Source organism: Pedobacter sp. 22163, from assembly GCF_052045595.1.
Taxonomy (GTDB): Bacteria; Bacteroidota; Bacteroidia; order Sphingobacteriales; family Sphingobacteriaceae; genus Pedobacter.
Genome location: NZ_JBQEPM010000009.1, coordinates 76,178 through 92,901, shown reverse-complemented (window position 1 = coordinate 92,901; position 16,724 = coordinate 76,178). Strand labels below are relative to the sequence as shown.

At 38.8% G+C, this 16,724-nt stretch carries 18 protein-coding genes; 11 read left to right on the top strand and 7 right to left on the bottom strand.

Features of this window, described 5'->3' with window-relative positions; genetic code table 11:
• Positions 1-207: 207 nt before the first annotated feature.
• The 6 genes from ACTJKN_RS21500 (at position 208) to ACTJKN_RS21475 (ending at position 7,143) form a co-directional block, all read left to right on the top strand.
• Positions 208-1,296 (top strand): aspartyl protease family protein, encoded by a 1,089-nt coding sequence (locus tag ACTJKN_RS21500; protein WP_440827781.1) that lies wholly within the window; start codon positions 208-210, stop codon positions 1,294-1,296.
• 92 nt (positions 1,297-1,388) lie between these two features.
• Positions 1,389-3,905 (top strand): zinc-dependent metalloprotease, encoded by a 2,517-nt coding sequence (locus ACTJKN_RS21495; RefSeq protein ID WP_440827780.1) that lies wholly within the window; start codon positions 1,389-1,391, stop codon positions 3,903-3,905.
• A 439-nt stretch (positions 3,906-4,344) separates the two neighbouring features.
• On the top strand, positions 4,345-5,220 hold the full coding sequence (locus ACTJKN_RS21490) for a phosphodiester glycosidase family protein (protein WP_440827779.1): 876 nt from the start codon (positions 4,345-4,347) through the stop codon (positions 5,218-5,220).
• 69 nt (positions 5,221-5,289) lie between these two features.
• The gene (locus tag ACTJKN_RS21485) at positions 5,290-6,216 is read left to right on the top strand and encodes a hypothetical protein (RefSeq protein ID WP_440827778.1); all 927 of its coding nucleotides are present in this window, start codon (positions 5,290-5,292) and stop codon (positions 6,214-6,216) included.
• Positions 6,217-6,320: 104 nt separating this feature from the next.
• Positions 6,321-6,512, top strand: coding sequence for a cold-shock protein (locus tag ACTJKN_RS21480; RefSeq protein WP_025141747.1), 192 nt, complete (start codon positions 6,321-6,323; stop codon positions 6,510-6,512).
• A 103-nt stretch (positions 6,513-6,615) separates the two neighbouring features.
• The gene (locus ACTJKN_RS21475) at positions 6,616-7,143 is read left to right on the top strand and encodes an RBBP9/YdeN family alpha/beta hydrolase (RefSeq protein ID WP_440827777.1); all 528 of its coding nucleotides are present in this window, start codon (positions 6,616-6,618) and stop codon (positions 7,141-7,143) included.
• Between the two features lie 96 nt (positions 7,144-7,239).
• Here ACTJKN_RS21475 and ACTJKN_RS21470 read toward each other — a convergent pair whose 3' ends face one another.
• Both ACTJKN_RS21470 and ACTJKN_RS21465 read right to left on the bottom strand, forming a co-directional pair.
• Positions 7,240-7,722, bottom strand: coding sequence for an anti-sigma factor family protein (locus tag ACTJKN_RS21470; protein WP_440827776.1), 483 nt, complete (start codon positions 7,720-7,722; stop codon positions 7,240-7,242).
• Positions 7,719-8,300 carry an RNA polymerase sigma factor gene (locus tag ACTJKN_RS21465; RefSeq protein ID WP_440827775.1) on the bottom strand — a complete coding sequence of 194 codons (582 nt, stop codon included), beginning with the start codon at positions 8,298-8,300 and terminating at the stop codon, positions 7,719-7,721. Before ACTJKN_RS21465 ends, ACTJKN_RS21470 begins: the two co-directional genes overlap by 4 nt.
• A gap of 235 nt (positions 8,301-8,535) precedes the next feature.
• Between ACTJKN_RS21465 and ACTJKN_RS21460 the strand changes: the two genes are divergently transcribed.
• Positions 8,536-8,796: a hypothetical protein gene (locus ACTJKN_RS21460; protein WP_440827774.1), complete on the top strand. Its 261-nt coding sequence runs from the start codon at positions 8,536-8,538 to the stop codon at positions 8,794-8,796.
• A gap of 228 nt (positions 8,797-9,024) precedes the next feature.
• Here the strand turns inward: ACTJKN_RS21460 and ACTJKN_RS21455 are convergent, their stop codons facing one another.
• Together ACTJKN_RS21455 and ACTJKN_RS21450 are read right to left on the bottom strand one after the other, a co-directional pair.
• On the bottom strand, positions 9,025-9,345 hold the full coding sequence (locus ACTJKN_RS21455) for a DMT family transporter (RefSeq protein WP_057931064.1): 321 nt from the start codon (positions 9,343-9,345) through the stop codon (positions 9,025-9,027).
• A gap of 69 nt (positions 9,346-9,414) precedes the next feature.
• The gene (locus tag ACTJKN_RS21450) at positions 9,415-9,981 is read right to left on the bottom strand and encodes a Crp/Fnr family transcriptional regulator (protein ID WP_440827773.1); all 567 of its coding nucleotides are present in this window, start codon (positions 9,979-9,981) and stop codon (positions 9,415-9,417) included.
• Positions 9,982-10,120: 139 nt separating this feature from the next.
• Here ACTJKN_RS21450 and ACTJKN_RS21445 point away from each other — a divergent pair, with 139 nt between their 5' ends.
• A complete protein-coding gene (locus ACTJKN_RS21445; protein WP_230142856.1) occupies positions 10,121-10,486 on the top strand; it encodes a DUF6249 domain-containing protein in 366 nt (121 codons plus the stop codon).
• A gap of 131 nt (positions 10,487-10,617) precedes the next feature.
• On the opposite strand, the gene ACTJKN_RS21440 is transcribed toward ACTJKN_RS21445, so the two are convergent.
• The 3 genes from ACTJKN_RS21440 to ACTJKN_RS21430 are packed head-to-tail and all read right to left on the bottom strand — an operon-like array spanning position 10,618 to position 12,728.
• Positions 10,618-11,040: a hotdog fold thioesterase gene (locus tag ACTJKN_RS21440; RefSeq protein WP_086548540.1), complete on the bottom strand. Its 423-nt coding sequence runs from the start codon at positions 11,038-11,040 to the stop codon at positions 10,618-10,620.
• Complete coding sequence (locus tag ACTJKN_RS21435; protein ID WP_440827772.1) at positions 11,030-11,539, bottom strand: DinB family protein; 510 nt, start codon at positions 11,537-11,539, stop codon at positions 11,030-11,032. The genes ACTJKN_RS21440 and ACTJKN_RS21435 overlap by 11 nt, the downstream gene beginning before the upstream one ends.
• Entirely contained in the window at positions 11,520-12,728 is a 1,209-nt protein-coding gene (locus ACTJKN_RS21430; protein WP_440827771.1) for a sensor histidine kinase, read from the bottom strand. The genes ACTJKN_RS21435 and ACTJKN_RS21430 overlap by 20 nt, the downstream gene beginning before the upstream one ends.
• Before the next feature lie 222 nt (positions 12,729-12,950).
• Between ACTJKN_RS21430 and gltX the strand changes: the two genes are divergently transcribed.
• The 3 genes from gltX (at position 12,951) to ACTJKN_RS21415 (ending at position 16,706) form a co-directional block, all read left to right on the top strand.
• Entirely contained in the window at positions 12,951-14,459 is a 1,509-nt protein-coding gene (gene gltX / locus ACTJKN_RS21425) for a glutamate--tRNA ligase (RefSeq protein WP_440827770.1), read from the top strand.
• Positions 14,460-14,624: 165 nt separating this feature from the next.
• On the top strand, positions 14,625-15,467 hold the full coding sequence (ypfJ, locus tag ACTJKN_RS21420; protein ID WP_440827769.1) for a KPN_02809 family neutral zinc metallopeptidase: 843 nt from the start codon (positions 14,625-14,627) through the stop codon (positions 15,465-15,467).
• A 105-nt stretch (positions 15,468-15,572) separates the two neighbouring features.
• Positions 15,573-16,706 (top strand): hybrid sensor histidine kinase/response regulator, encoded by a 1,134-nt coding sequence (locus ACTJKN_RS21415; RefSeq protein ID WP_440827768.1) that lies wholly within the window; start codon positions 15,573-15,575, stop codon positions 16,704-16,706.
• Positions 16,707-16,724 lie beyond the last annotated feature (18 nt).

The following is a 16,724-nucleotide window of genomic DNA, read 5'->3' as shown; positions in this document are numbered from 1 at the left end:
CTAAATTTAAGGGACATAATTATCAACTAATTTATTAAATTTAGTTTAATGTTAACCAAATATAACCCCGGTGTAATAATCTGTTTACGCAAACTAACAATTTGTTTGGGGTTGGTATTTCTTGCTTTTTCTGGGTTCGGCCAGGAATTTCTTTTTAAAAGGAACCGGCAAAAACAGTCGATTACTTTTAGGTGCATCAAAAACCTAATGGTTATCCCGGTGTATGTAAATGGTAAGGGGCCGTATGATTTTGTTCTTGATACTGGAGTTGGACCGATGATTATTACCGATCCATCCATTATCGATTCGTTAAATTTTAGTAAGCTCCGTAAAATTAAGGTATCTGGCTTAGGCATTGAATCAGTTGAAGCCTATGTTTCTCAAAGTTTGGATGTTAAGGTAGGCAGTACAAGCATTAAGAATATACCAACGGCAATTTTAAAAGAAGATCTCTTTAACCTGTCGGGGCATTTGGGACTGAAAATTTACGGCCTGTTGGGCTTCAGTTTTTTTAACAGCTTTATTGTTGATATAAGGTATAGTGAAAATAGGCTGATTATTTACGACCATGATGCCAAAATTAAATACCGCGGTAAAAAAATACCCATTGAAATTCAGAATCAGAAGCCGTATATTTTAGCTACTGTTGATATTCCTGGCGGTAAAACCGTTGAGGCAAGGTTTTTAATGGATACAGGAGCCAGCCATGCTTTATCGCTCGAAATGCTCCATGGAACCGAATTCCCGCTGCCTGAAAAAAAAATCAAAGCAAATTTAGGGATGAGCCTTAGCGGTCAGATTAAGGGATATGTTGGCCGTGTAGACAAGTTTACTGTAGGTGGCCATGTTTTTAAAGATGTTATTGCAGGATTTCCTGATTTTAAGAGTATTGCAGATAAGATCGATTTATCCAAACGGAATGGTAATGTCGGAGCTGATTTGCTGCGGAAATTTAATATTCAGTTTAACTACCAGGGAGGTTTTATTTATGTTAAGCCTAATGGTTTAAGCAAAACCCCTTTCGAACACGATATGATAGGTATGGTGATTTATCTCGATCAGAAAGAGTATAAAAGAGTTCTGATTGGAGAAATAGACGAAAATAGTCCGGCAGAAAAGGCAGGATTATGCCCTGATGATGAAATTATTGCTGTAAATTTCAAAAGCATAGATGCCTATTCTTTAAATGAGCTTACCGAAATGTTTAAATCAAAAGCAGATAGAAATGTAATTTTTGAGATTTTTAGGGACAATCAAGTTTATTTTAAAGTGGTTCGCCTTGAAAAGAGGATCTGAAAAGCGTAATTTTCCGGTTACAAAAGAATTGTCGTGTAACAAGGTTCTAACTTTAACCTCTTATTGCCAAGCAAACTAACTTTTATATACACATGAAGAAAAACTTTAAGGTACTTGCCCTCGCAGGTATCGTAGTACTTGGTGTAGCCGGATCAGGTTCGGTATATGCCCAGAAAAAATCTAAAACAACAAAAGGGGCTACCCCTGCGGCCCCAACTGCTGCCCCGGCAGCAGCACCAAAAAAAGAAGGAATTAAACCATTTTCTGAAGTAATTACCGCAAAAGCGAAAACAACAAACGGTTTATTTAAAACACACAAGGTAGACGATAAATGGTATTTTGAGATACCAGATTCAATGATTAACCGCGAAATGCTTGTGGTTACCCGTTTGGCAAAAGTACCAGCAGGAGTAAAAGTTGGCAACCAGCAATATGGTGGTGAACAATTAAATGAGCAGGTTTGGAAATGGGAGCGCAGAGGTAAACAAGTTTACATCCGTGTACCAAGCTATTCAACAAAGGCCGATCCAAACAGCGATATGTACGAATCGGTACAAAATTCTAATCTTGCACAGATCTTAGCCAGCTTTGAAATTAAAGCTTATAACAAAGATACCACTGGTGTTGTAATTGATGTGACCGATTTTTATAACGGTGACGTAATGGCCATTGGTGCTACGGATCAGATCCGTAAAGCTTATAAAGTTACGATGTATGATGCAACACGTTCTTATATCGATACGGTAAAAACTTTCCCAATTAACGTTGAAGTAAAAACCGCTAAAACATATCGCGCAGCAGAATCTCCGACCGATAACAGTAATGGAGCCGTTACTTTCGAATTCAATACATCGATGTTATTATTGCCAAAAATCCCTGTAAAAGCCAGAATAATGGATAGCAGAGTTGGTTTCTTTGGTCAATCGCAAATTGATTATGGAAGCAACGCACAAAAGGCAGAGCGTACCGCTTACATTCACCGTTGGAATTTGGTTCCAAAAGATACCATCGCCTATAAACGTGGCGAATTGGTAGAACCGGTAAAACCGATTGTAATTTATATTGACCCTGCAACGCCTAAAAAATGGGTGCCGTTTTTAATCCAGGGGATTAACGATTGGCAGGTAGCTTTTGAAGCCGCAGGTTTCAAAAATGCCATTATAGGTAAAGAAGCGCCAACGCCTCAACAAGATCCTCAGTTCAGTGTAGAAGATTCCAGGTATTCAGTTGTTCGCTATTTTGCATCAGATATTGCCAATGCTTACGGTCCGCATATTAGCGACCCACGTACAGGACAGATATTAGAAACGCACATTGGTTGGTACCACAATGTAATGAATCTATTGCACAACTGGTATTTTGTTCAAACGGCAGCCATTAATCCTGAAGTACGTAAAGCTAAATTTACGGATGCGCAAATGGGCGAATTAATCCGTTTTGTTTCTTCACACGAAATTGGCCATACTTTAGGTTTGCCACACAACTTTGGCTCGAGCTATGCTTACCCGGTTGATTCATTACGTTCAAAAGCATTTACAGATAAACATGGTACAGCACCATCTATTATGGATTATGCGCGTTTTAACTACATCGCTCAACCTGGTGATGGCGTAACCAAACTTCATCCGCAAATCGGAGAATACGATAAATGGGTAGTGAAATGGGGTTATTCCTGGATTCCTGGAAACAAAACTGCAGAACAGGAAAAAGAAATTTTAGACCAGTGGACATTGAAGAATGCAGGTAATCCTTTGTATTTCTATGGCCGTCAGGGAACTTCATTAGACCCCCGTTTGCAGAGTGAAGATTTGGGCGACAACGCAATGAAAGCCAGTACTTATGGTATTGCCAACTTAAAACGTATTTTGCCTAACGTAGAAAAATGGACCTATCAAAAAGGAAAAGATTACAGTGATTTAAAAGAAATCTACACCGAAATTGTTGGCCAGTTTAACCGTTATATGGGACATGTGGCAACAAACGTTGGTGGATTAAGCGAAAACTTTAAAACCTATGAGCAAAAAGGGCCAGTTTACGCCTATTTGCCTAAAGCAAAGCAAAAAGAAGCCATTACTTTTTTCAATCAACAATTATTTACTACCCCACTTTGGTTAATCAGCAATGATCAACTCAGTAAATTTGATAATGGCGTATTGTTAAACCGCATTAAAAGTGTTCAAGCAAATACTTTAGGTAATTTATTATCTGCTTCACGTATTGCTCGTTTGTTGGATAACGAAACTAAAAACGGTGCAGCAAAAGCATACACCTTACCTGAATTATTTACAGACTTAAGATCGTCGGTTTTTGTTGCAGGAAGAGCAGATGCATTTAAACGTAATTTACAACGTGCTTATGTAGACCGTTTACAGGATTTAATGACCAAAGAATCAGAACTTCCGGTTGGATTCCCTGTAGATTATGCAGCAAGTTACGGTTTAACGCCAATCAACGTTGGTTTATCTGATATCAGACCACTGGTTAGAGCAGAGTTAAAAACCTTGTTGGCTACTACAAAAGCCAGAGCAGCTGCAGGTGATGCCATTACCAAAGCACATTATGAAGATTTGAATATCAGAATTAAAGATATTTTAGATCCTAAGAAATAAATGATTGAATGATAAAATGAGTGGGTGATTGAATGAAAAGCAATGCGCCATTCAATCATTCAATAACTCACTCATTCAATCATTAAAAAAGCGGAGCAGGTCATTAAATTGATCGCTCCGTTTTTTTATAAGTCAAACCTATCAGGTTTACAACTCGATTCGTCATCCTGAACTCGTTTCAGGATCTATTTTGCGATTAAAATTCATAGGGTTTTCAACAAAAGAATCTTTCTCGACTGCAGCGAAACGGAATGTTCCAAAGGAACTCCTTCGGAGGAGAGATCTATTGTAGCAGATTTAGCTTCGCTGAGCATTCGGGTTCTCGACTTCGTTGCACTTCGCTCGAAATGACGAATCTATTTAACTCCCTTTGTATAATTTTTGATGCTTTAAGCTAAACACATGGCAGTTTTTTATTTTTATGCTTAAAACAGCTATTATGCTTAAAAGATTATTATTTGCCCTTACCTTATTTACGTATAGTTTATCTGCTTTTGGCCAAAGTGCAGATTCGTTAACGGTTATAAAAACCAAATGGCATAAGAGCAGGATTGCCAAACAGGTGGTTTTATTTCAGCATCACTTTGATCAGAAAAATCTTTTCGCTGCCAACGAAAACATTTCGTTTTTAGAAATAATAAATACTGGCCGGAAGGCGGCTTTTGCCATTGGGGCTGAAGAAAAGGAACTAATTACTACCAGCAATTTTGGACTACGTGATACATCAATTGCCGCCGTAAATGGCAATTTTTTCGATGTAAAAAATGGAGGCTCGGTAGATTTTGTTCGTGTTAATGGAAAAACCATTAATACTAACCGCTTGGATAAAAATGGAAATCGGGCAAGGCATCAGGAAGCGGCGGTTGTAATTGAGAACGGAAAAATTTCGATCCAAAAGTGGGATGGGACAAGTGACTGGGAAACAAAACTGGCCGCTAAAGAAGTTTTGTTAAATGGCCCCTTATTAACTTTAAACGATATTGATGAAAAGCTGGATACGACCGGATTTAGCCGCTTGCGCCATCCGCGTACCTGCTTAGGCATAAAGCCTAATGGCAGGGTGATTTTGTTAACTGTTGACGGAAGAAATGAAAACTCGGCAGGCATGAGTTTGTTCGAACTAACCAAGTTAATGCGTTGGCTAGGCTGTGCCAGTGCCCTAAATTTTGATGGTGGAGGTTCTACAACTTTGTGGGTAAACGGAATGCCTGGTAATGGTGTTGTCAACTATCCAACTGATAATAAAAAATGGGACCATGAAGGGCAGCGCAAAGTAGCTAATGTTATTTTGGTGAAAAAACAAACACGGAGATAAACCTGTATCTATAACAGCATGTTTAGCTCTGGTTAAAAAAACTTATTTTAGCCAAAGATTTTTGTTGAAATGATTAAAAATACGATATACTTTTTCTTTTTTGTACTGATGCTTTCTGCCTGTAAGTTTGGCACTAAAACCAGCGACCCAACTTTAAGGGATTTTACTTTCGAGCCTGTAAAAGGCATCCGTTATCAAGAGGTAAAACGCCGGTTTAAGAGTGGACTTTCTTTTAATACGGAAGGTTTTATGCAAAAACCATCCTGGATCATTGAAGTGGTTAAAGAAGATACCATGTCGGCCTGGAGTCCACAGAAACAACGAATGCAAAAATTCTACATGCAGTATGATCACGGGAATGTATATAATTTTGCTGCGGAATTTTTTAAAGTAAAACACATCAGTAAGGATAGTTTGGTTTTTCAGCGGATTCAGGTTGATGGAAAAGTAATTGCTTCAGATGTTCGCTCGGATGTAAATATGACTTTTTACGCGCAGGATTATATTAAAAACAAATTGAAGGTTAAGGCTGCCGACCTGCAAAAACCAAGCAAGGCTGATACTGCTTTTATAGAGAAGCGTGCTGCCAAAGTTAACTTAAATAGTGATAGTGCTTTTGCTGCAACAGATCCGGTTCAGTTTATACCAAAAAGTAAAATTGTAAGGGTAGAAAAAATCAGGACGGTTGATCGGGCCAATAATAGGACCGAAGCTTACGATTATATGTTTCCGCAGTATATTATCAGGATAGATAGGGCTTATAAAGATTTTGCTTACCAGGTTGCAGCCGTGATAGATTTTCAGGGAAGGATACACGTAAAAACGATTTATAATGTGCTTCCCGAGAACGTTGAAGCTAAAAAAAAGGTGGCCCAGGGGATAGCAGATATCTATGTTAGAAACCTTTTTGATGTGGCTCCCGGAACAACACTCGGGATTCCGCATAATAGTGAAATTACTTTAACAATGATTGGGAAGGCAATTAAAAAGCCTTAGTAATCTGCTATTTACAAAATTTTAACGTTAAAAAAATGTTAAAATTTATTTTGATTTTAAAAATTAAAACTTACCTTGCATACTTAATTTTAATATTTAATACAATGCAAGAAGGCACAGTAAAATTCTTCAATGTAACTAAAGGTTTTGGCTTTATCGTACCTGCAAATGGAGATAGCGAAATTTTTGTTCATTCAACAGGTCTTATCGACGAAATCCGTGAAAACGACAAAGTACAGTACGAAGTTGCTAACGGTAAAAAAGGCTTAAATGCCGTTAATGTGAAAGTAATTTAATTTATTTATCATATTTACAGAGAAGGCTGCTTTCTTGCGATGGCGGCCTTTTTTTGTTTTATTTTTCGCAGCCTGAATCCATTCAGGAATTATTCTCACTTTTATGACCTACTATTTTATTGTTCCTGGCTTGGGTAATTCAGGCGCAGATCATTGGCAAACGCATTTCGAAAAATCCGGAGATCATTTTATCCGGATTAATCAGCAAGAATGGGATACACCTGCTAGCAAAGATTGGATTGAAACAATAGATCTCGCCATTTCTGACTATAATTTGGCTGATGTGATTTTAATTGGCCATAGTCTGGGTTGTACCGCAATTGCCAACTGGGCAAAACAATATCAAAAGAAAATTAAAGGAGCTTTACTCGTTGCACCAAGTGATTTGGAAGCTCCCCGATATAACTTCTCAACGGTGGGTTTCGATCATGTACCGCTAGATAAAATAAACTTTAGAACCATTGTTGTAACCAGTTCAAATGATGAATGGGTAACAATAGAAAGGGCTGAATTTTTTGCCGAAAATTGGGGCAGTGAGTTTATTAGTATCGGTAATGCTGGCCATATTAATGCTGATGCCGGATTTGGTGAGTGGCCAAAGGGGCTAGAGATTTTAAAAACCTTGGGGTAATATTCACCTTGCTGAGTTCCCGCAGATTCGGGACAAGCGCAGATGAGCATAAATCTGCGTAAATCAATTTGATCTGCGGGAGCAATTTAAGCGTCCTTACTTCTGCGCCATTTTCTTCCTTAAAAACTGATCGAGAAAAATTAATCCGATCACCAGATCTGCAAAAAGAAAGGCATAAATCGTTGTAGGCGTAATGTATTTCTCTAAATTGAAATCGAAATTCACCTTTAAATCGAATTGAGGCATTGCGAGGTTAGCGTTATAAAACACATAACCCAATAAGGCGAGTAATGAGACCACAAAAAAGCCCCCAATGCTATAAATAATCTTTTTGTCGACCTTTGTTTTCATCGCTACCGGGGCAGGAGCTAAAGCAATACTTTCCATTACATTCCTGTTGAAAGACATAGAAGGTTCATCAAGATCGAGTTCATTAAAAACTAAATTAAGCTTTAGCAGATCCTCGTACTGCGATTTAATCTCAGCATTCGATTCAATTTTTTCTTCGATGGCTTTTTTTGAAGCATCATCCAAATTCCCATCAATATAATCCCAAAGCTGTTGTTCTATTGTATTCATAGTAACTCCTTTACTTCATCTTTTAACAAATATTGTAATTTTTCTTTAAGTCTTTGCCTGGCCCTGTGCAACTTTACTTTTATCGTATTGGGTTCCATGTGCAGCGCTTCGCCAATTTCTTCTAAACTCTGTTCGCCTTTATAAAATAGGGTAATAATAGCCGCATCGTCTGGTAAAAGCTGGGTAATGGCAATATTTAAAAAAGTATGGCTATCCTGCCGCTCGTAGCCATTTGCATTAAAGCTCGAGGTATGGTTTTCGAGCTGTAAAATGGTGCTTTCATCATGTATTGACGTAGTGTCTAAACGGTTTTTCCTTAAAAAAGTCATCGCCGTAGTATAGGTTATCGTGTACAGCCAGGTACTAAATTTAGCTGTTTGTTTAAAGGTGCCCAATGCTTTATATGCTTTTACAAAGCAATCCTGAGCAATTTCTTCCGCGTCTTCCCTGTTTTTCGAAAACCTTAAAGCAAGCGTAAATACAAATCGCTGATGGCGCTTTACCAATAAAGCATACTGATCGGTTTCGCCGTTCAATACTTTCTGGATCAGCTCTAAATCTGTAAGTTTTTGCTCCATGTTTAGCAATAAGACTACATTAAAGATAAGGAGGTTACACGTGAAACATAATTAAGAAGATTTATTATTTATCCGTTGCCAGGTGAATAATATAAATAGGTTAGTTTTTTTGGAAACGAAAGGGCGGTTTTTCATTGGAGATTGCAGCCCTGCTGTTCGCTATAGCCCTCATGCTTCGGGGCTGCCGCTGCCATCAGGTTTATGAACAACGTGGGTGCGCCCTGCAGCCTTAAAAATGAAATGCTGTTTTGGCCATTTAGCCCTGGGTGAAGCGGTACCCTGCAGGCTGAGGTACGAAGACAAAGCGTACGAGTGCAACACGGGGACCAGGCTGGTTGCTTGCACAGGTACTGAGCTCCGAAAAGAAAACGATAAACCAAGCAAGCATTTTTTAGATTTTTCGGAAATGAAAGGGCAGTTTTTTATCGGAGATTGCAGTCCTGCTGTTCGCTATAGCCCTCATACTTCGGGGCTGCCGCTGCCATCAGGTTTATGAACAATGTGGGTGCCCTGCAACCTTAAAAATGAAATGCTGTTTTAGCCATTTAGCCCCGGGTGAAGTGTTACCCTGCAGGCTAAGGCACGAAGCCGAAGTGTATAAGCGGAACACGGGAACCAACTTGATTACTGCACAGGCATTGCGCTCCAAAAAGAGTTTTAAGCCCTGGCTAAACTTGCGAAGTTTTACCTACGCTTTGGGCTTGGTAAACTTCGCAAGCGCACGCTAATGCGAAGCAAAAAACTTTAATCCTGCAATTGATCCTATAAGCGTACAGATAAAAAATATCCGCCAAAAGGTTGCTGGTTCATTGAAATAAAAAATTCCGATAATTACTGTTCCTACGGCACCGATACCCGTCCAAACAGCATAGGCAGTTCCCATGGGTAAAGTTTGGGTTGCTTTATTTAACAATAAAAAACTCAAAATGATACAGACAAAAAAAGCCGTACTCCACTTTATATTCGAAAAATTGTTCGATAATTTAAGGCAGGTGGTAAAGCCAACTTCAAAAAGGCCGGCAATAATTAAGATAATCCAATTCATGATAGATGTGTTTCTGCAAATTTAAGGCACATTTATCAGGCAACATTTTACAAATGTTAAAAAATGAATTTATTTATGAGCTGCTCTTATTCTGCTTAGGGTAACCTGTGTTACTCCCAGGTATGAGGCAATATGTTTTAAGGCTACTCTTTTAATTAATTCGGGAGATTGATCTAGAAAATCCTGATAACGTTCTGCTGCACCTTTAAAAGCCCGGTCTATTAACCTTCTTTCAGTAGCAATTAGTTCCTGTTCTGCAATTTTTCTGCCCCAATTGGCAATTTCTAAATGTTGATCGTAAAGCGAAAAAAGATCGGTTAACCTGATTTGAACTAAACTGCAGTTTTCCAATAGCTCAATGTTTTCGTACCCTGGGCTGTTATTAATATAGCTGTTAAAAGAAAAAAGAACGGCACCACTTTGTCCGAACCAAAAGGTTATTTGCTGGTTTTCGCCGTCAGAATAGGCTCTGGCAATACCACTTTTGAGGATATAGAAATAAGGCTCTGTTTTATCTGCATAGATTAAAATCGTTCCTTTCTGATGTTCTACCCGCTTAGAAAAAGCAGCTAATCTTTCTAAAGCTTCATTGCTGAGCGGCTTAAAGACTTCTATATTTTTTAACTGACTGTACAAGGGAATTTTTAATGTTTGATAAAGCTATCGATTTTTTTTCGGCAAGGGGTGTAACCTGATTAAAAAGTGTGTAGTCATAATACACAGAACACGGTTCAATTTAAACAATAGAATATTTACAAATTAAAAAATTATAATCATGGAAGGTATATTAGTCCCAATCTCGCTTTTTTTAGGTGCATTCGCAATGGTATTCGGAATCCGCTACCTATCAAACAAAGAGAAAATGGCAATGATCGAAAGGGGAATCGATCCGGGTGTGCATAAGGCCACACCAAAACCGTTTTTAAGTTTAAAGTTCGGTTTGCTTTTGGTTGGTTTAGGAATCGGCCTGCTGGTAGCGCTATTTACAGTTAGAGGAGTGTTCGGCAGCGACATGACGCGTAGTGAGCAAGGGCAGTCAGTAGCCATTTACTTTGGTTTCATCGGAATTTTCGGTGGACTGGGTTTAATTGTTTCTTATCTGGTAGAAAAGAAATGGCTGGATAGCAATAAAATGCTTTAATATCAGAGAAGTCAAGTTTTCATAGGGCTTTGGCCATTAAACTTGACTTCTCTCGATTCTTATGTCGTTGGCATTAGATAACTTGCTTTTGGATTTAAGTAACTATCAGATATTAACATCTGACAGCACATCTACTGCGGTTTATTAATAATCGCTACGGTTAAACGGCTAATGCAGTTCATCTTTCCGCGTTCATCGTAAATTTTGATTTCCCAAACCTGGGTTTTGGCCCCAATATGTAAAGGTTTGCAAATACCTTTTACCAAACCACTTTTTACCGGCCGCAAATGGTTGGCGTTTACTTCTAAGCCAACAGCAACATACTTCTCCGGATCTATACACATATAAGAAGCAATACTGCCCAAGGTTTCTGCTAAAACCACTGAGGCGCCGCCGTGCAAAATCCCTGCAGGTTGGTGTGTACGTTCATCAACAGGCATGGTTCCGATAATAAAATCTTCGCCAATTTCAGTAAAGCGGATATCGAGCAGCGCACCTAAATGATTTTTAGGGCGGTTGTTCAGCTCATCAACCGTAAAGTTTTTAAACCACATGGTAACGTTCTTTTAAAATGTAAACATGATGGATAATATGGCCACCCACAATAAATAAAATAGATTTTACATTAATTTCCCTGCCCGAAGCAATTCCTTTTCTGTTTAGTTCTTCTTCGTTTAAAGATTTAAAAAGGTATAAATTGGCTTTACGAAGTGCAATAAATTCTTCGATCAGATCTTCCAGATCGCGCTCGGCAAAGCGGGCATTGGTTACATATTCATCTTCCTCGAAACCTGGTAAAGGCTGCTGTTCTTTTCGGGCAAAACAGGTAATGCGAAAGGCAAAAACACGTTCAGTATCAATAATATGGCCTAACATTTCTTTTAGTGTCCATTTACCTTCGGCATAGGCATAATCAGCTTTATCGGCGTTTGCCCTAAACAGGGCCGGAAGGCTTTGAATCTGATCGTTTAAAATTTCGAAAATATCTCGATCTACTTTACTGATATAGGTTTCACCCCAAGTTGGGTATTCGTTAGGCTGTGGTCGGTTCATATCTTAAACTACTTTTTAATATTATTCTAAAAGTTGTGCCTTTACCCAGTTCAGAGTCTTTTACAAAAATTTCTCCACTATGGTAATTTTCTACAATACGTTTGGTAAGCGATAAACCTAAACCCCAACCGCGTTTACGTGTAGTGTAGCCTGGTTGAAAAACCGCATCAAACTTAGATCTTGGAATACCCTTTCCGGTATCGCTCACATCAATAAATACCTGTTCTTTGGCTAAATTTTCTATAATGTTAATGGAGATCGACCCTTCATTTTCGATGGCATTTGCTGCATTTTTTAAAAGGTTTTCAATCACCCAATCAAATAATGGAACGTTTAACATGGCCCTTACCTGCTCATCGCCGGTAATGCTGAATTTAACCTTGTCTGAGGTGCGTACTTTAAAATAGCGGATAAAATCGCTGATTACAATGTAAACCGTATGATCTTCGAGTATAGGTTTAGAACCGATTTTCGAGAAACGGTCGGTAATAATTTCTAAGCGTTTAATATCGTTCTCCATTTCGGCAATCAGCGGATCATCTTCTGCATCAAATTTAGATTTCATGAGCTCTGTCCAGGCCATGAGTGATGATATTGGTGTACCCAACTGGTGAGCCGTTTCTTTGGCCAAACCTACCCAAACATGATCTTGTTCATCTCTTCGGGCCGAACTGAATGCTGCATAAGCTGTTAAAAGGAAAAGGAAGATAACAGCCATTTGGATGTATGGGAAATACCTCAATTGTGTTAAAATGAAAGAGTCGCGATAGTATGCCTTAAATTTTTTGCCGAAAAAATTCATTTCATCAGGTGGATGCTGCGCTTTCATTTGCCTTAATTGCCTCACAAAATATAAGCTGTCGTAAGTCAGCTTAGTATCCGCAGTAGGATAATTGGTTTTAGTGCTGTCCAAACCAAAAAAAGAGCTGATCATACCTGCAGAATCGATCATGATTACAGGTGTTTTTGTGTTTGCGCGTACCGTTTCTACAATTACACGATAATCGTCATTATCGTAAAGAAACATGGCTCTTTCCTGAATTTTCACCCAAAGATGAAACTGGTCTGCCTCTTCGCGTTCCATTTTTTTTACAAAAGAATCGGTGTAAAATACTGAGGCAATGCCAATTAAGATGGCAAAAATGAGAAGGAAAAACTTCCAGCGGCGTTTCTTTTGATAAGGATTCATGCTTTAGCTAGCCAAATTACAATAACAAAACGAAAAAAACATAAAACCATTATGCTTTTTCAAAAACCTTAAAGCAATCATTTCGAATGCATAATAGCTTCATCGCAGATGAAACACTATAAAATGGATGAAAAACATATCTTTGCAACGTCTTGCGTTTTGCGCAGAGCGGTAAGCGCTAGAGCGCCCAACGCCTAACGCCAACCGCTCAACAAACCAATTATGGATAAGAAAGTTAGAGTAAGATTTGCCCCAAGCCCAACCGGAGGTTTGCATTTAGGTGGTGTGCGCACTGCCTTGTTCAATTATTTATTTGCCAAAAAAAATAATGGAACTTTTGTACTTCGTGTAGAAGATACCGATCAAAACCGCTTTGTTGAAGGCGCCGAAGAATATATCGTTAACTGTTTAAATTGGTGCGGCATTACACCAGATGAAAGTCCGAGCAATCCCGGAGCTTACGGCCCGTACCGCCAAAGCGAACGCAAGCCCAGCTACCGTAAATTTGCCGAACAGTTAATTAGCGATGGTTATGCTTATTACGCCTTCGATACACCGGAAGATTTAGACGCCAAACGTAAAGAAATTCCAAATTTCCAATACGGGCAGGCCACACGTATGCAGATGCGCAATTCTTTAACCCTTACCATTAGTGAGGTTGAAGAGTTATTGGCGGCCAAAACACCACACGTTATCCGCATTAAAGTACCCGCTGATGAAATTGTACATTTTAACGATTTAATCCGCGGTGATGTAAGCTTCGAAACCTCGTTGGTTGATGATAAAGTATTGTTAAAAGCTGATGGAATGCCGACCTATCATTTAGCCGTTGTGGTTGATGATAAGGCGATGGAAATTAGTCATGCTTTTAGGGGAGAAGAATGGTTACCCTCGGCACCGGTTCATATTTTACTTTGGAAATATTTAGGATGGGAAGCGGAGATGCCTGCATGGGCACACCTGCCTTTAATATTAAAGCCAGATGGACATGGAAAATTAAGTAAACGCGATGGCGACCGATTAGGTTTTCCGGTTTATGCCATGAACTGGACCGATCCTAAAACTGGTGATGTAACCAAAGGATTTAAAGAAATGGGTTTTATGCCCGAAGCTTTTATCAATATGCTGGCACTTTTAGGCTGGAATGATGGTACCGACCAGGAGTTATTCTCATTAAAAGAGCTGGAAGAAAAATTCTCAATAGAAAGGATTAGTAAAGCAGGTGCTAAATTCGATTTCGAAAAAGCCAAGTGGTATAACCATGAATGGATTAAATTGCAGGGCGCAGCGCGCTTGGCGGCAAGCGTTAAAGCAGAGTTGCAAAAAGCTGGCATTGAAATAAACGACGATGCTTATTTAAATACCGTTATTGATTTAATTAAAGATCGCTGTACCTTATTGCCTGATTTTGTGGCTCAGAGCAGTTACTTTTTTGCTTCACCTTCAGAATATGATGTAAACTCGGTAAAACCAAAATGGACAGCCGAAAAAGCCGATTTTTTTAATGCTTTTGCTGATAGTTTAGCACTTACCGATGCGGGTACTGCCGAAGCTGCTTTTAAAGCCTTGGCCGAAGAAAAAGGTTTTAAACCAGGCGAATTGATGTTGCCTTTCCGCATTATGCTGGTAGGCGGTAAATTTGGGCCTGGTGTTTTTGATATTGCTGTGTTGTTGGGGATAACAGAGACTAAAACAAGGATAGCAAAAGCAATTGCCGTTTTTAATAGTTAGCATTCATTCTGCGAATGCAAGAATATAATACGGAGAAGTCAGGTTTAAAAACTCGGCTTCTTTTTTTGCAATAATCCAAAAGAATAAATCAATAAAAATAATTTATACTTTAGTATAACAATTGTCCCATAATTAAGGTTATTCATTAAACTAAAGAAGTAAATTATGCAATGGTTTGGTAAAGGGAGTAATAATGTAGAAGATGGAAGAAGCGGGGGCGGTGGGAAAACCATCCTCGGTGGCGGTGTAGGTATAATAATCGTGGTGCTCGGCCTAATTTTTGGCAAAGATTTAACCGGCCTGGTTAGTCAGCTTCCGGCTACTACAGGCACGGAAGAAGTTAAGCAGGGTGTTCCTGCTAACGATCCACAGGCACAGTTTGTATCGGGTGTATTGGAATCAACCGAGCAAGTATGGGATAAAGAATTTCAGGCGATGGGCAAACAGTATGAGTATCCTAAACTCAGACTATTTAGAGAAGCTGTACAAACCGCCTGTGGCAATGCAGGAGCCAATGTAGGTCCGTTTTACTGCCCCGGCGACCATAAAGTTTATATTGATTTATCATTTTACGATGATTTAAAAAACCGTTTCGGTGCTGCCGGAGATTTTGCGCAGGCTTATGTAATTGCACATGAGGTAGGCCATCACGTTCAAAATTTATTGGGAATTTCGGAAAAACTAGATCAGGCACGTGGCCAGGTGAGCGAAAAAGAATATAACCGCCTATCTGTGAAATTAGAGCTACAAGCCGATTTTTTTGCCGGACTTTGGGCGCACAATGCCCAAAACCTTAAAGATTTTAAATTGGATGAAGGCGACATAGAAGAAGCATTAACTGCTGCCAATGCCATAGGTGATGATAAATTGCAAAAACAGGCTACAGGCGATGTTCAGCCAGATTCTTTTACTCATGGTACCTCCGCACAACGGATGTATTGGTTTAAAAAAGGCTTCGAAACAGGAGATATTAAACAGGGTGATACTTTTAATTCAAACAATTTATAAAAAATAAAAACTTTTTTTACAACGCATTGTTTGTTTACAGTTAATGAGGTTTTTATCTCAAAACCAAACATAATTATCCCGGCTTCTTATTTGTTTTAATAAAAGATGATCCTTATAGTTGATGACAGGCCCGAAAACCTGATCTCGTTACAGAAAGTATTACAGGCACACAGTTTTGAGGTTGATACCGCATCGTCTGGCGAAGAAGCGCTGAAAAAAGTTTTAAAAAATAACTATGTCCTGATTATTCTCGATGTACAAATGCCAGATATGGATGGCTTCGAGGTAGCCGAAACCATTTCTGGTTTTAGTAAGGCAAAAGATACTGCCATTATATTTCTTTCTGCTGTAAATACAGAGTTAAAATTTATTACCAAAGGATACCTGAGCGGTGGATTGGACTACATTACCAAGCCAGTTGATATTAATGTGCTGCTCCTAAAAATAAAAACATTTTATCGCATTTATGAGCAGAATAGAAAACTTAACGAGGTGCAGGAAAAATTGCTTGAAGAAATCGAATTCCGAAAACAGGCCGAACATAAAAAAGACGAATTTATCAGTATTGCCAGTCATGAGCTAAAAACACCTTTAACCAGTGTAAAAGGATATATTCAGTTGCTACAGCGCAGCCTTAACAGAGATGATAAAACCATGGCCCAAAACCATCTCGAAAAAGCGAGTACCCAGCTGGAAAAACTAAACGAATTAATTGTCGATCTGCTCGATATCTCAAAAATTGAAAGCGGAAAGATGAAGTTTAACATGAAAAGTTTTTATGCTGATAACATGGTAAATAATGCCATCGAGATGTTGCAGCAATCTAATCCCGATTTTAAAATCAGCAAACTGGGCAAAACAGATGAAATGATATTTGGTGATGAAATGCGCTTGGAACAAGTGGTCATCAATTTTATTACCAATGCCATTAAATATGCTCCGGGTACCAATCAGGTTAATGTAACCACGAATATTAAAGATGAAAAACTTTATCTGGCCGTAAAGGATTTTGGTATTGGTATTTCAAAAGAGCAGCAGCACAAAATTTTTGATAAATTTTATCGGGTAGAAGATAACAGCAACCGCTTTAATGGCCTGGGGATAGGTTTGTACATCTGTTCGGAAATTATTAACCGCCACGGCGGCACAATTGGGGTAAACAGTGTGCCGGATGAAGGTTCTGAGTTTTATTTTATCATCCCAACTACAGAAGAGGAAATCCTTAAAAATCAAATCTAATTATCCTTAATCCATATA

What these genes read in the sequence shown, in the direction of transcription:
- gltX (WP_440827770.1), top strand. Translation starts at nt 12,951, where the DNA reads ATGGATAAGAAAGTTAGAGTAAGATTTGCCCCAAGCCCAACCGGAGGT.
- ACTJKN_RS21480 (WP_025141747.1), top strand. Translation starts at nt 6,321, where the DNA reads ATGCAAGAAGGCACAGTAAAATTCTTCAATGTAACTAAAGGTTTTGGC.
- ACTJKN_RS21465 (WP_440827775.1), bottom strand. Translation starts at nt 8,300, where the DNA reads ATGGAGCAAAAACTTACAGATTTAGAGCTGATCCAGAAAGTATTGAAC.
- ACTJKN_RS21455 (WP_057931064.1), bottom strand. Translation starts at nt 9,345, where the DNA reads ATGAATTGGATTATCTTAATTATTGCCGGCCTTTTTGAAGTTGGCTTT.
- ACTJKN_RS21435 (WP_440827772.1), bottom strand. Translation starts at nt 11,539, where the DNA reads ATGAACCGACCACAGCCTAACGAATACCCAACTTGGGGTGAAACCTAT.
- ACTJKN_RS21490 (WP_440827779.1), top strand. Translation starts at nt 4,345, where the DNA reads ATGCTTAAAAGATTATTATTTGCCCTTACCTTATTTACGTATAGTTTA.
- ACTJKN_RS21485 (WP_440827778.1), top strand. Translation starts at nt 5,290, where the DNA reads ATGATTAAAAATACGATATACTTTTTCTTTTTTGTACTGATGCTTTCT.
- ACTJKN_RS21460 (WP_440827774.1), top strand. Translation starts at nt 8,536, where the DNA reads ATGAAATGCTGTTTTGGCCATTTAGCCCTGGGTGAAGCGGTACCCTGC.
- ypfJ (WP_440827769.1), top strand. Translation starts at nt 14,625, where the DNA reads ATGCAATGGTTTGGTAAAGGGAGTAATAATGTAGAAGATGGAAGAAGC.
- ACTJKN_RS21470 (WP_440827776.1), bottom strand. Translation starts at nt 7,722, where the DNA reads ATGAATACAATAGAACAACAGCTTTGGGATTATATTGATGGGAATTTG.
- ACTJKN_RS21445 (WP_230142856.1), top strand. Translation starts at nt 10,121, where the DNA reads ATGGAAGGTATATTAGTCCCAATCTCGCTTTTTTTAGGTGCATTCGCA.
- ACTJKN_RS21475 (WP_440827777.1), top strand. Translation starts at nt 6,616, where the DNA reads ATGACCTACTATTTTATTGTTCCTGGCTTGGGTAATTCAGGCGCAGAT.
- ACTJKN_RS21495 (WP_440827780.1), top strand. Translation starts at nt 1,389, where the DNA reads ATGAAGAAAAACTTTAAGGTACTTGCCCTCGCAGGTATCGTAGTACTT.
- ACTJKN_RS21415 (WP_440827768.1), top strand. Translation starts at nt 15,573, where the DNA reads ATGATCCTTATAGTTGATGACAGGCCCGAAAACCTGATCTCGTTACAG.
- ACTJKN_RS21430 (WP_440827771.1), bottom strand. Translation starts at nt 12,728, where the DNA reads ATGAATCCTTATCAAAAGAAACGCCGCTGGAAGTTTTTCCTTCTCATT.
- ACTJKN_RS21440 (WP_086548540.1), bottom strand. Translation starts at nt 11,040, where the DNA reads ATGTGGTTTAAAAACTTTACGGTTGATGAGCTGAACAACCGCCCTAAA.
- ACTJKN_RS21500 (WP_440827781.1), top strand. Translation starts at nt 208, where the DNA reads ATGGTTATCCCGGTGTATGTAAATGGTAAGGGGCCGTATGATTTTGTT.